The sequence below is a fragment of the Okeania sp. genome (assembly GCF_035285525.1).
Lineage (GTDB): Bacteria > Cyanobacteriota > Cyanobacteriia > Cyanobacteriales > Microcoleaceae > Trichodesmium.
Genome location: NZ_JAYKGW010000242.1, coordinates 1 through 13,038, shown reverse-complemented (window position 1 = coordinate 13,038; position 13,038 = coordinate 1). Strand labels below are relative to the sequence as shown.

The 13,038-nt window shown below is 34.4% G+C and carries 12 protein-coding genes; 8 read left to right on the top strand and 4 right to left on the bottom strand.

Going from position 1 to position 13,038, the window contains the following annotated elements:
• The coding region (locus VKJ25_RS22890; protein WP_324238958.1) for a GAF domain-containing protein at positions 1 to 809 on the bottom strand (809 nt) is incomplete at its 3' end.
• Between the two features lie 963 nt (positions 810 to 1,772).
• Between VKJ25_RS22890 and VKJ25_RS22885 the strand changes: the two genes are divergently transcribed.
• From VKJ25_RS22885 to VKJ25_RS22875, 3 genes are all read left to right on the top strand, one after another.
• Positions 1,773 to 2,999, top strand: coding sequence for a response regulator (locus VKJ25_RS22885; RefSeq protein ID WP_324238957.1), 1,227 nt, complete (start codon positions 1,773 to 1,775; stop codon positions 2,997 to 2,999).
• A gap of 224 nt (positions 3,000 to 3,223) precedes the next feature.
• On the top strand, positions 3,224 to 3,760 hold the full coding sequence (locus VKJ25_RS22880) for a hypothetical protein (RefSeq protein ID WP_324238956.1): 537 nt from the start codon (positions 3,224 to 3,226) through the stop codon (positions 3,758 to 3,760).
• A 412-nt stretch (positions 3,761 to 4,172) separates the two neighbouring features.
• Positions 4,173 to 5,228: a DMT family transporter gene (locus VKJ25_RS22875; RefSeq protein WP_324238955.1), complete on the top strand. Its 1,056-nt coding sequence runs from the start codon at positions 4,173 to 4,175 to the stop codon at positions 5,226 to 5,228.
• Positions 5,229 to 5,413: 185 nt separating this feature from the next.
• On the opposite strand, the gene ispD is transcribed toward VKJ25_RS22875, so the two are convergent.
• A complete protein-coding gene (ispD, locus tag VKJ25_RS22870) occupies positions 5,414 to 6,109 on the bottom strand; it encodes a 2-C-methyl-D-erythritol 4-phosphate cytidylyltransferase (RefSeq protein WP_324238954.1) in 696 nt (231 codons plus the stop codon).
• A gap of 176 nt (positions 6,110 to 6,285) precedes the next feature.
• Entirely contained in the window at positions 6,286 to 7,863 is a 1,578-nt protein-coding gene (locus tag VKJ25_RS22865) for an MBL fold metallo-hydrolase (RefSeq protein WP_324238953.1), read from the bottom strand.
• 491 nt (positions 7,864 to 8,354) lie between these two features.
• Between VKJ25_RS22865 and VKJ25_RS22860 the strand changes: the two genes are divergently transcribed.
• From VKJ25_RS22860 to VKJ25_RS22840, 5 genes are all read left to right on the top strand, one after another.
• Complete coding sequence (locus VKJ25_RS22860) at positions 8,355 to 9,224, top strand: phycobilisome linker polypeptide (RefSeq protein ID WP_324238952.1); 870 nt, start codon at positions 8,355 to 8,357, stop codon at positions 9,222 to 9,224.
• A gap of 244 nt (positions 9,225 to 9,468) precedes the next feature.
• Positions 9,469 to 10,230 carry a phycobilisome rod-core linker polypeptide gene (locus VKJ25_RS22855; protein ID WP_324238951.1) on the top strand — a complete coding sequence of 254 codons (762 nt, stop codon included), beginning with the start codon at positions 9,469 to 9,471 and terminating at the stop codon, positions 10,228 to 10,230.
• A gap of 302 nt (positions 10,231 to 10,532) precedes the next feature.
• Complete coding sequence (locus VKJ25_RS22850) at positions 10,533 to 11,093, top strand: phycobiliprotein lyase (protein WP_324238950.1); 561 nt, start codon at positions 10,533 to 10,535, stop codon at positions 11,091 to 11,093.
• A 608-nt stretch (positions 11,094 to 11,701) separates the two neighbouring features.
• Entirely contained in the window at positions 11,702 to 12,322 is a 621-nt protein-coding gene (locus tag VKJ25_RS22845) for a chromophore lyase CpcT/CpeT (RefSeq protein ID WP_324238949.1), read from the top strand.
• A gap of 50 nt (positions 12,323 to 12,372) precedes the next feature.
• The gene (locus tag VKJ25_RS22840) at positions 12,373 to 12,678 is read left to right on the top strand and encodes a CpeR family transcriptional regulator (RefSeq protein WP_324238948.1); all 306 of its coding nucleotides are present in this window, start codon (positions 12,373 to 12,375) and stop codon (positions 12,676 to 12,678) included.
• A gap of 169 nt (positions 12,679 to 12,847) precedes the next feature.
• Here the strand turns inward: VKJ25_RS22840 and VKJ25_RS22835 are convergent.
• A partial coding sequence (locus VKJ25_RS22835) for a hypothetical protein (protein WP_324238947.1) occupies positions 12,848 to 13,038 on the bottom strand: 191 nt, incomplete at its 5' end.

Sequence of the window (13,038 nt, the reverse complement as noted above, 5' to 3'; positions counted from 1 at the left end):
CCTGCTTGATACTCAGGAGCAAATTGTTCTCCAAAACAATAGTCATACACTTTCGCTGCTAGCGCTGACTCCCATTCTGCTCCCAAATCCTCAGAAACAAATTCTCCTTCCCAGTCTCTTTCTGGATAGAAACGAAATACCGCAACTCGGTCTGCTTGCAATAGGTGACGTACTTCTGTAGCTGTCACCTGAAAAATTTCTTCTGAATCTAGAGAACCACGAATTCTTTTAATTACCCTTGCTAGAGTTTTTTGTTGTTCTACTTGATATTGTGCTGCTTCTAAAAGTTGTGTATTTCTAATAATTACTGCCAAGTTTGTAGCTGTTTTTTCCACATATTCAATTTCTAAATCTTGCCATTGTCTAGAGCTACTACATTGATGAATGCAAAGGAACCCCCAAAGTTCCGGTACAGTTGTTTCTGTGGTCTGATTTTGTTTAAAAATAGGAGCAACTAAATCAGCTTTTACTTGAAATTCTTGTAAGATTTTGCCATAAGTTTCAGTTAGTTGAATCTCATCAATATCTGTCACTGCATGAATACTTTCTTTTTGATAATTCGGAAAAAAGTTATTTTCAACTTTCAGGTTTAATAAGGATTTCCAACCATCCGCTACATCTTCACAAATAAATTGCCCTGCTCCATCTAATTGATGATAGAAACGCAATATGGCCACACGGTCTACCTGGAGTAACTTTCGTAATTCTGTAATTTGACTTTTAAAAAGAGTTTCTTGGTCTTGAGAGGTAGGAATACGAGTAATAGCCTCTGCTAATGCTGTTTGATATTGTGTGTTTGGTTGAGACATATTGTAATTTGTTGACTACAGTAATATATCATTTTCAAGTTTGGGGCCAAAGCATAAGCTAAAACTCAGAAGTCAAAAGTTATAGCAGATTGCAAGTAGTATGAAGTTCGTAAAACCATTGTAACACAAGCCTCTTGCCCGTCAGAGTCACCATAATACAGCGCTTTTCTGACAACGGGAAGTGCTGTAAGTCCCTGGTCAACACCATAGATTTTGGCCATCTCATCTAAATACGATCCTGGCTATGCTCAGATTTTTTTTTAGGAATTTCTTTAACATATCTCACTTGATTTTGTCAGTAATTTTGAGCCTATATATAGCAATCCGCCTATAGGTTGTGACAACTCAAAAAGTAAGTAAAAAAACTAAAACTATCACTTTTTCCTAGTTAAGCGTTCATTTTTCCCTAAAAGCAATACAATTTTATACATGAATAAAATCGGATAACTATATAGAATTATTTGGTTTAGTGTGACTTATGGTAAAATTGCATTATGCAACTACAAAGTCACTTTATTTATATTTTTTAACATTCATTGTTCAGGGTAAAACAGAAAACTATAAATCATATAAAATAAATAATTATAAATAGATAAAATAATTGATTTACTTATGTTTTTGAGAAATCTAAGAAGTAGCTTTTCTGGCGGAATGCTGCGCAAACAGCTATTAGCTGTTAGCTATCCTCCTGGGTCGGAGCTGCGCTAACAGCAATAAAAAACTCAGTTTTAAGGAGGATATTTAAACGAATAAAGAAAGTGAAAACTGAATTTTGTAGTCAGAAATTTTTCTGATTTATCGGGAACCGTATCATAAATCTTTTTTCTCAAAATAAAATCAATAGCTGAGTGCTGAATGCTAAGTGCTGAATGCTTATAAACCGAGTTTGTGGATAAGTCTTCAGAGTGTCATCTTTTTTCTCTTTAATTTACTATATGTATGCAATGCAATTGGTATAAAAAAATGAACACTAATGTAAATAGCAAAAATAAACTTTTTCACTTACTCCTCAATGAACTGCCAAATCAATTTACAGGCAAGTTAGAAGTAAAAAGTTCTCGTCAAAATTGGACGCTATTTTTCTGTATAGGCCGTTTGATCTGGGCTCTAGGTGGTGAACATGATAATCGGCGATTTCACAAAATATGGAATCAATTTTGTTCCAATATTTCTCTAGATAAAATTAAGTTCAGAGAAGGAGATTATCCTATTTGTTATTACTATCATATTATGTCTGTTTTATACAGAAGAAAATCATTAAATTCTTCTCAAAAATCATTAACTACTCAGCAAATCAAAGCAGTAGTAGTAGGAAATTTAAAAGAAGTTTTATTTGATATTTTCCAGGAAGAATCACAACATAAATTAACTTATAATTTATCTGATACAGGCTTAGATAAATCTTCAACTTTAATGTCAGCAGTTATTAGTTTAGACACTATTCTTCCTGCCGTTAATCAGTTATGGCTAGAGTGGAAAAAGTCTAATTTAGCAGCATATTCTCCTAACCTAGTTCCTAAAATTACAAAACTTGAAAAATTAAAAAAAGTAGCAAAGGATAACAATTACAATATAATTACTAAATTAGTTGATGGCAAAAATTCACTTCGAGAAACCGCTGCTTTAGTAAACAAAGATTTGCGCCAATTAACTTTATTTCTAATGCCTTATGTTAAAAATAAATTAATTGAGTTCCAGGAAGTTCCAGATAAAAAACGTTTAGTAGGAAGTCCGGGATTAAGTCCAGATATTGATACAGAAACATCTGCTACTAAAACTCCAGCATTAATTGCTTGTGTAGATGATAGTAAAGAGATTTGCTATTTATTAGGAAAAACAATGAATAAAGGGGGTTATAGATTTATTGCAGTTAATGATTCTATTAAAGCATTAGTTACAATTATTGAAGCTAAACCAGATTTAATTTTCTTAGATTTAATGATGCCAATCGCTAATGGTTATGAAATTTGTACTCAACTTCGACGAGTACCTATGTTTGAAAATACACCAATAGTTATATTAACAGGAAATGATGGAGTTGTAGATAGAGTTCGAGCTAAAATGGTAGGAGCTACAGGGTATTTAACTAAACCTATTGAACCCAAAAAAGTTCTAGCTTTAGTTAGGCGATATTTACAAAATCCTCCACGGCCTGATGATGAAATTAAATCTTATGAATCTGATTTATGATTAAGGTTTGCTTAGTAATTATTCAGCTATTAGTAGTCAGCTAATAGTGCAACAAATCTACAGAAATGATTAAAATTAGCTGACGATCTTTTGATTTATATTTCACTTTTTGAAGATTAATTTCTCCTGCTCAACATTTCTGAAGTTAATAACTTAGTAGCTCACAGTTGAATACTTACCTTGTTCCTGATTCTTTCTTCCTTCTTCCTTAAAAATCTAATCCGATGCTAAAAGAATTTATTGTATACGCTTGTCCACTAGGTCAACTTAATCATCAACTAAAAGAATATTTCACTACTACTCGTAGAGAATGTGGTAAAAATGCTGCTCATAAATATATGCCTCATTGTACCTTAACTGGTTTTTTTGAGGATGAACTAACAGCAATTCCAATTTATATTCAAGCTTTAGATATTGCCTGGCAAAATGCTTTACTAATCCGTCCCATTCAACCAATTATTATAGTTAATATGGAACTAAAAGAAAATTTTCATTATCTAAACATAGAATCAATTTGGCTCGAAAAAATGATTGCTAAATTTACTAATATTGCCAAATCACCAACTCGTACAAATCACTTACGTCTCAAGAACAATTTACACCTTAGTTTAGCCTACAAATTTCCATCAGAACAACAACAAATTCTTGCCGAAATAGCCAAAAAAAATATCAATCCTCAAGCAGAAGTATCATGGGAATTACGATTTTATGAACGTCATCCTAATAACTCTTGGACTTGTCATCACTCTTGGAAACTTTAGTAGAAAGAAGGCAGAAAGAAACAAAAGGTAATTATAATTATGGGAAAAGGTTTTTTTGATCACTGATTATCCGGAAATTATATAAGCATAGATATAGTAATCAGTTGTGATTTTTGATAAGTTCAGGACTTACGCAGGAGAACCCAGAAACCCGGTTTCTTCTGGATATTTATTGTCAAAAACAATGATTTACCCTAGAAATCGGCTCCCTCCCGTGTAAGTCCTGAAGTTGTAATGTTTTATCGTAAAGATTTAGTCTCGAATATTAATCTGAGCTACGGTTTGGAGACCAAACCCCTACAGTTTTTTATCACATCTCATTTCTGATTTTCATAGCACAAATTGCTCTTTTTTTTCCTATATTTTCTTCTTATCTTCTTACTTTTTCCTTCTTCCTTCTTCCTTCTTAAAAATGAACCAAATAATCACAAATATATCTAAACTTTCAAAAAAAATTCCCGGACAAATTTACCTATTATTAGCAATCATTATATTTGGCGCATCCAACTCCATTACCAAACAATTAACCGAAATTGGAGCCACAAAATTTCCTGGAGAAAATCCCATTTCTTTTTGTAATGTATTATTTGTGGGAAATATCTGCGCATTATTAATATTAATTATTATCTACAGAAAACAACTAAACCTAAATCAATTTAAACAACTTTCTCAACAAGATTGGGCTACCATGTTAACAGTTGCATTTCTAGCCGGAGCTTTTTCTCCTGCTGCTTCATTTGAAGCACTTTCCCGCACAATGGTTAATAATGTTATCTTAATCGGACGTATTGAACCTCCTTTAACCATAGCATTAGCTATTTGGTTATTAGGAGAAAGAGTTAATAAATGGAAAATTATAGGCGCAATTATTTCCTTTGCTGGAGTTATTTTAATTATAGTTTTACAAAGTTTAGGAGATAATTCAAATTCAACTTCAGCTACTAATATGATAACTATTAATTCAGGAGAAATTTTAGCAGCAATAGCAGCGATCGCTACGGCAATTTCTAATACTATTAGTAAAGCACGTTTGCACCGAATCCCAGTAGGATTATTTAATATTGTTCGTAATGGTTTTGGCGGTTTTATCTTCTTTTTTGCAGCAATATATTTTTATGGAAGTAGTCACTTTATGGAATTAGTATCGCCTTTTTTATGGCAATGGATGTTAGTTTATAGTGCAATTATTGTAGTTGTTGGTCAAATTCTTTGGCTAAAAGGATTAAGCAAAACCACCAATTCTGATGCTTCTATTGCTAGTGCATTAAATCCTATTGCTGGAGTTATAGCAGCTTATTTAATTTTAGGAGAAATACCGACAATTGCTCACTATATTGGGGGGGCTGTTATTTTAGCAGGAATTATATTAAGTCAATTAGGAAATCAACATGAAATTAGCATTAATAAAGTTCCTGAAAAAACTCATCCTCAACAAAGAGAAATAGGTTTAGGATTTAAAGGTTTTTAATTAAAGTCTAGGGAGTAGGGAGTCATTTCAGTTATCAGTTATCAGTTATCAGTAAAAGAAATATTTGGCATGGGAGCAAGATGCTCCCACTACCATGTTGTATCGCCAACAGAATGACAATGTAGAACTAACAAAAATTGTACGGGTTTGGTCTCCAAACCCCCTCACAACCTATCACCTTTTTTCTATTTCTTACTTTTCTCATATAAATTCATTAAAATAAATTCTGCTACCTTCAAATCTACAGGAGTTGTCACCTTTAAATTAGTCTCTTCTCCCTCCACAATTTTTACAGGTAAACCACATTTTTCAAATAAAGCAGCATCATCAGTAACTTCCCAACCTAACTCACGCCCCTTTTCATGGCATTCCTTCAATAATTTCACTTCAAAACCCTGGGGTGTCTGAGCTGCCCACAAATTGCGACGATCTGGTGTATCCTGAATTACACCCGATGCAGCAACTACCTTAATTGTGTCCTTAACTCGCACAGCAGCAATTAAACCAGGACACTTCAGAATCTCCTCCGCACACCTGTCCAAAAGTTCAGGAGTCGCTAAACACCTCGCCCCATCGTGAATTAATACTCGTTCTGCTGCCGAAGGTAAAGCCTGTAAACCATTATAAACAGACTCCTGACGAGTTTCTCCTCCCTGAATTAGTTCTATATGTTTGTCAGCAGACAAATCTAAAATAATTTTGTGAAAATCCAAAAAATCAAGAGGTTGTCCAATAATACCGATCCAACTAATATGATCAGATTTTACAGCTGCCTCAAGAGTCCAACTCAACAGAGACTTACCCAAAAGAGTCAACAAAAGTTTATTTCGGGAGCTTCCCATGCGTCGTCCCATACCAGCAGCAGGAATTAATAGATACATTTTTTGTTAAACGTTTTTTGTAGAACAATAAAATCTAACTATATCAGGAGTGGCGCAGAGGAACCCAGAAACCCGGTTTTTCCTGAGGGGAACCCAGAAACCCGGTTTCTTTGCGTACAACTCCTTATTTCTCTTGACTCTGTAGGGACGTTGCATGCAACGTCCCTACCTACTCCCTAAAATGATTCAAACATGGGACAATATCCATCAATTGTCACCTTAAAGCCATATAGAGCTGAAACAGGATTAACACAACGTTGTCCTCTATAATACAAACAATTACCACAACAATCTAACTCAGGAGAAATAAAGCGATCGCCTGTATGACTAAGAAGTTCCCTTTGAGATATTCCCCTCAAAACCAACTCTTCTCCCTGCCAACGAACCTCTACAATACCTGTATCAGCAAAAGTTGACCAACGATTATCACTTGTAATACTTTGAGGCAAAGAAACTATTACCCCTGCATCCAACTCATTTAATTCCCCTTCATAATTAGTTTCCGGTAAAGTAGGTACTATAAATTTCTCACCTATTGGTAACTCCACCAATGTACCATTAGCAGGAGAATGTATTTTATAACGATTGTGTAACTCTTCCAGATTAGTAAGGTCAGCTAAATAATCAGGACAACCATGAACAAAAATTATATGTTGGGGACGTAAATTATGAATTAATTGTGTTGTTCCCAATCCATCACAATGAGCAGTGAGAAGATATGTTTCGGTATAAGCAAAGTGCAACTCTTGTGATGTCTTTCCTGGTACTTCTGGTAGTAAGACAATAAAATGATGATCTTGATTCATAATATATTGACTCAAATCAGTATCCCGATCTGCAATGAGAATATAAGGCTTTTCTGTAGAAGGTAATTTTCCTGGCGATCGCCTCAATACACGGGGTTTAACTTTTTCATCCCAAAATAGAGGTTGATGTTGAGCAAAATTTTGTACAGTTGTAGGAAATTGGGACAATAGTTCTAAATAAAGGTCACAACCTCTAGCCACCTTGGACTCTACCCAAATATCTAGGTCACGACCTGTAAAATAGTGATGGCTCCGTAGAAGCATCAACAGTTCCTGTCCTAATCCTAAAGGGGGGGTAGGCAAGATAACCGAAGTTCCAGAAATAATAGCTTGATATACTCGTTCTGCCAAATTATTTTCTAATTGTCGCCGATGTGGATAACGAGCTGTGCCATAACTACCTTCAACTATTAGTACATCTGGTTTGAGTCCTCGTAAATCTCCCAAAGGTAGACCTTCAACTAAACGACTGTTGGATAAAAAGAAATCTCCTGTATATAAAAGTTTATAGGTTCGATTTTTTCCAGTATAGGTGAGGAGAAAAGCTGTTGCTCCTGGTAGGTGTCCAGCCGGAAAAAGTTCTACTGTTAGACCGCTAAGAAGTTCTACTGGTGAGTGCCAAGGTAAAGGTTGACAAAAGTCAGGGACTTCAGAAATGGCAAGTTCTGGCCAATTTAGAGGTAGAAGTTTAGTTGTTGTTTCACTAGCATATATTGGCAAATTTGGAAAAGTTTTATGGAGCGCTAATAGTCCTTGAGCATGATCTGAATGTGCATGACTACATAACACTATATCTATAGGTAATTGTTGTTTAATTTTATTAATTAATAGGGAAATATTGGTAATGCCACAATCTAATAAAACCTGGTATATTCCCAGGCGAACTAGCAGACATATTCCATCATCTGCATGACCTACACTATAAGCTAAACATTCTAAATCTATCACAAAGGTTATTTCAGTTATCAGTTATCAGTTATCAGTATCTCTGGTTGAAGCCAGAGGTTGAAAATACTGAATATGAGATGCACCCATTCCTTTTACTTTCTCTGTCTTCCCACACTTCCCACACTCACAATCTATAAAAAATAAATACCAAATGGGTTCGTTCTATAACATAGCAATCAATTTAAGATTGCTAAATGTTTAACTACCAGATAAATTTTTAACTTAACTACTAGCTTACAAGGGTTTGATGAGAAAATCTCTAGTATGTGTTTATACAAATTTACAAAAATTTATAATTCTTCATGCTTAAGAGCCTGGTAGCAGTGTATATTCCAAAAAAGTAGAAAACTTGAAAAGATAGACTCATTAAGTATATATAATCCAAATCCTGCTTTAGGAAAAGATTTTAACAATGAGTCCAGGTTTTTCAGTTTTGTAACTAAAAAATACATTTTTTCAGTAAACCTTATTTTACCTAGGAGATAGTTCAAATGGTTTTTGGACCTGCATCTCAGTTAGGAGTTGGCCTTTTTGAAGATACAGAACCTGTAGAATTGTTGCCCGGACGGTCATCAGAAGAAGTAGAAACCGTGATTCGAGCTGTCTATAGGCAAGTTCTCGGCAATGCTTACGTCATGGATAGTGAAAGACTCAGTGTAGCAGAGTCTAAACTAAAAGAAGGCGAAATTACTGTCCGTGAGTTTGTACGTCAAGTTGGACGCTCTGACCTGTATCGTTCTCGGTTCTTTGACACTTGCCCCCGTTATCGTGCAGTTGAGTTAAATTTTAAGCACTTCTTAGGTCGGGCTCCCGATGGCTACGATGATATGAAACTTCACAGCAAAATTCTAGATGAAGGAAGCTTTGAAGCAGATATTGATTCCTACATTGATAGTGACGAATATAGCAGTGCTTATGGGGAAAATATTGTTCCTTATTATCGAGGATACAAAACCCAAACTGGCAAAAAAATGGTTGGTTTTACTCATATTTTTCAACTATTGCGTGGAGCTTCCAGCAGCGACTTCAAAGGAAGTTTGGCCGGAAAAAGCCCTGCTTTGAATAAATATGTGATTCAAGAAACACCTTTAGCAGTAGTTGCTCCTTCTGGTGGTGCTGATGGTTGGTCATTCCAAGATACACCTTTAGCTGCTAGAAGTAGACAGGGAGTAGGAGCTGATTCTGGTGGTAAAGTTTACCGCGTTGAAGTAACAGGTTATCGCTCAAAAGTAGTGAATCGTGTTTCCAAATTCCGCCGTAGTAATCAAGTATTTTTAGTACCTTTCGATCAACTTTCTAAAGAGTACCAAAGAATTCATAAACAAGGTGGTATAATAGCCAGTATTACTCCTATCAGCTAGGAGTTAAAATTAGAAAATTATTTACTCATTTTTCCTATATTATTTAGTTGCTAAGTTGATAAGAACTAAAAATAAAGTTGTGATGATTTAGCAATAATAATATACAGAAGCAAAAAAGGGTAAAATTTTTTAATAAATTTGCAGGTAGTTTATGGTTAGTAGTTATTCTGTTAGCTATCAGCTATAAACACTGCAAACAGAGAATAGAAAAAAATCAAAATCTTTTAATCACAAGGAGTTAAAAATGTCACTTTGGGTAGATAATACAGATCCAATAGAACTACGTTCTAATGCTGCAGAAGATGAAAAACAAGCTGTAATTAGAGCTGTTTATAAACAAGTTTTAGGTAATATCCATTTAATGGAAAGCCAGCGTCTAGTTAGTGCCGAATCATTGCTCAAAAACGGAGAAATTTCTGTACGTCAATTTGTGAATATGGTTGCTAAATCTGGACTATATTATTCTTTGTTTTTTGAATCCTCTTCTCCTTATGGATTCGTAGAACTAAACTTTAAGCATATATTAGGTCGCGCTCCTCAAGACCAAGCAGAAGTTTCTGAACACATTCGTATATGTGCTGAACAAGGATACGAAGCAGAAATTGATTCTTACACAAATAGTGAAGAGTATATTCAAAACTTTGGGGATAATATTGTACCATATTCACAAGGTACTAAAACTGTAGTTGGGATGAAAAATGTCACCTTTAATCGCACATTTGCTCTAGAGCGAGGATATGCTACAAGTGACAGAAACAAGTCTTCTCGATTAACTTTAGATTTAGCTGCTAATCTAGGTACAAAAATTACAGAACCTGCATCTGTTAGTGCGCCTTATAATAACAGAATTAAACGTTTCCAAATCTCAGTTACTAAAACTGGTATTGGTCCTGTTGTGAAGCGTAGTGCCACAACTTATACAGTGTCTTATGAACAGCTAACTTCAAAAATCAATAGCATTCAAAGAACAGGTGGTAAAATCCTCAAAATTACTGAAGTTGCTTAAATAAAAACTAGGGAACCTTTCATTAATTGATAATGGATAATGGATAATTACCTCTCACTAAAAGAGGGAGGATTGGCTAAAAGGAAAAGATTTATTTTTTTCCCTATCCAAGGGGAGGCTTTAAAGCTAAATTATTTAATTATTCAATTGTTTAATTATTAATTATTTCGGTAATTTTTTGTTAAAAAACCCGGTTTGTCTGAAAAGATGATGGGAATAACTTTATCCCCAAGAAACCGGGTTAATTAATGAATAATGAATAATAAAAACTCTCAATTATTAATTATTAATTATTAATTATCATGGATGTTATAGAATTTGTCGAATGTTCTATAGGACGTTGGCGATCGCAACGCAGTGGCCACAGTCTAGCAATGAGTCATTTTGAAGAAGTTCGTTCCACAATAGATATTGTTTCTTTACCGACAAATGCTACAGAAGTAATAGAACTTTGTAAGTCTAATGGAGTAGATATTTCTCAAGCTATTTCTCCTTTTCAAATGAGTTGGAAAGGAGAATCAGATTGGGATGAAAGTGAAACTTTAGAAGGTAGTTGTATTTTAGTACCAATACCCGATAAAGATAATCTTAAAAAAGGAAAATTATTACGTTCCCAAGGGTATGCAGAAACTATTCCTGCTGCGGGAGAATATTACATTACTGAAGATGGCACTTTTATTCTAAATACAGAATACGATCATGCTGCTGCTGAAGAAAGAATTTGGTTTGGCACTCCTAATGTTAGGTTTAGAGCATCGTTCATTAAAACCAGTGACAGTAATGGTGTATTAACTGCCTCTTTTTCATCAGAAATTCGTTCTTTATCAACTGAGGAAAAATCAGCTTCAATAATTAATAATTAATAATTAATAATTACCTCTTGTGATATAGGAGAGGATTGACTAAAAGAAATTTTTTTTTCTTTTTTATCCATGAATATAAAGGCTTTATACTTTGATATTTCGGTCAATAAATCAAACTATATAAATAACAAAATTTTTATTTAGCTAAAATTTGATTAAATTGCTTCACTCTACTTGATTATATTTGCTTCTAAAATAATTTTAGATAGGGAGAAAAATTAAGGCAACTATTATGAACGACTACTTTCTCTACAACTCCCATTCCTCCTGACTTCCCCTCCTGAGAGGGGTTAGAGATGGGTTGACTTCTTACAGCGGTTTTAATTTCAGTAAACCACAGTCAGGACGTTGTATGCAACGTCCCTACAAAATTTTGGTTATGACGATGTGGTTCATTCATTTGAAAAGTGCTGTATCTCAAATCCGCTGGCTACGGTTCCCGATAAATTGGAAAATAAGGTTGACAATCAGAAAAGAGCGAAAACTCTAGTTGGTAGAGGGTACGGTTCCCGAAAAATTGGAGACCAAACCCCTACGGAGAGGGAATTATACCGATACTACCGGGTTTGATATTACTCCTGACTCCCTACTCCCTTAATTATAATTATATGAATATTTCTCAGATAAACGATAAGACAAATTTTGATAACTTAATTATTTTAGCTAGTTGGATAGCAGGAGACTTTAGTAATAAAAAACAGGCCTTAGCTAACCCAACTCTTTACGCTCATATTCATGTTTTTTTTCGACCTTTACCATATCAATTTTTTTCAGGTATAGGTTTTTATTCAGAGCAAGTTTATGATTATGATCTTTGGAGTCCATATCGTCAAGGAGTACATCAACTTATAGACAAAGGAGACCATATTTATATAGAAAACTATGGTCTGAAAGACCCTATTTTATATGCTGGTGCAGCCAGAGAACTTGATATTTTACATACTATTACTCCTGACAATATAGAACGTCGTTACAATTGTTCAATGGTTTTTCAACGAGACGGAGAAAAATTTTTAGGGAGTGTTGAACCGGGAAATAAATGTTTAATTAATAAGAGAGGATGTGAGACTTATCTAGTTAGTGAAGTAGAGTTAACGGAAAATACATGGGTGAGTTTAGATAGAGGAATGGATGTTAATACACATAAACAAGTGTGGGGTTCAGAAGCTGGGCCTTTGAAGTTTGAAAAACAAACAAGTTTTGCTGATGAGTTATTAATAAAAAATTGAAGGTAGCGAACATAAATTAAGAAATAGTCTGCAAGGAGAACTAAAAGAAAATGTTACCACCAATAGCAGAAAAGAAATTGCAAGGTTGGATTAGAAGTCGCCATATAATCTGCTCAGGAAGTTTTTTCTTATTTGAAACTGTGGAGTATTCTACTATTGATAGATTTACAGAATGTGTTCAAGCATTGGGTGGGAGTTTGATATGTGTTAAACCTATTAAGAAAATTTGGATTGGTAATCATAGAAAAGTAGTTCTTTATCAAGCTAAAGCAAGTCTTCACACTCCTCACCACGATTTAAAACAATATTGGGTTAAGTATGGTGGTTTTTATAGCAGGTTTGATGAACGAGGTTGATAATTAATAATTAATAATTGATAATATAGGGTTGGCTGAAAAAGTATGAAAGTATTGACAGATAAAAAAATTAGCCTTTTTCAATACCGTAAAAGTATAACTTTTCTAGCTAAAACTACCAAAAATTTAGGATTTTAAGAAGACTAAAAGTAGAAAAATCAAGGAAAAATTATTTCTCCGACTTACCTTGTCTACCTTGTCTACCTTGTCTACCTTGTCTCCCTTGTCTACCTTGTCTCCCTTGTCTACCTTGTCTACCTTGTCTACCTTGTCTACCTTGTCTACCTTGTCTCCCTTGTCTACCTTGTCTACCTTGTCTACCTTGTCTACCTTGTCTACCTTGTCTCCCTTGTCTACCTT

Excerpts from the sequence above, each read along its gene's own strand:
- VKJ25_RS22850 (WP_324238950.1), top strand. The coding sequence starts at position 10,533 with ATGGATGTTATAGAATTTGTCGAATGTTCTATAGGACGTTGGCGATCG.
- VKJ25_RS22840 (WP_324238948.1), top strand. The coding sequence starts at position 12,373 with ATGTTACCACCAATAGCAGAAAAGAAATTGCAAGGTTGGATTAGAAGT.
- VKJ25_RS22885 (WP_324238957.1), top strand. The coding sequence starts at position 1,773 with ATGAACACTAATGTAAATAGCAAAAATAAACTTTTTCACTTACTCCTC.
- VKJ25_RS22845 (WP_324238949.1), top strand. The coding sequence starts at position 11,702 with ATGAATATTTCTCAGATAAACGATAAGACAAATTTTGATAACTTAATT.
- VKJ25_RS22880 (WP_324238956.1), top strand. The coding sequence starts at position 3,224 with ATGCTAAAAGAATTTATTGTATACGCTTGTCCACTAGGTCAACTTAAT.
- VKJ25_RS22855 (WP_324238951.1), top strand. The coding sequence starts at position 9,469 with ATGTCACTTTGGGTAGATAATACAGATCCAATAGAACTACGTTCTAAT.
- ispD (WP_324238954.1), bottom strand. The coding sequence starts at position 6,109 with ATGTATCTATTAATTCCTGCTGCTGGTATGGGACGACGCATGGGAAGC.
- VKJ25_RS22860 (WP_324238952.1), top strand. The coding sequence starts at position 8,355 with ATGGTTTTTGGACCTGCATCTCAGTTAGGAGTTGGCCTTTTTGAAGAT.
- VKJ25_RS22875 (WP_324238955.1), top strand. The coding sequence starts at position 4,173 with ATGAACCAAATAATCACAAATATATCTAAACTTTCAAAAAAAATTCCC.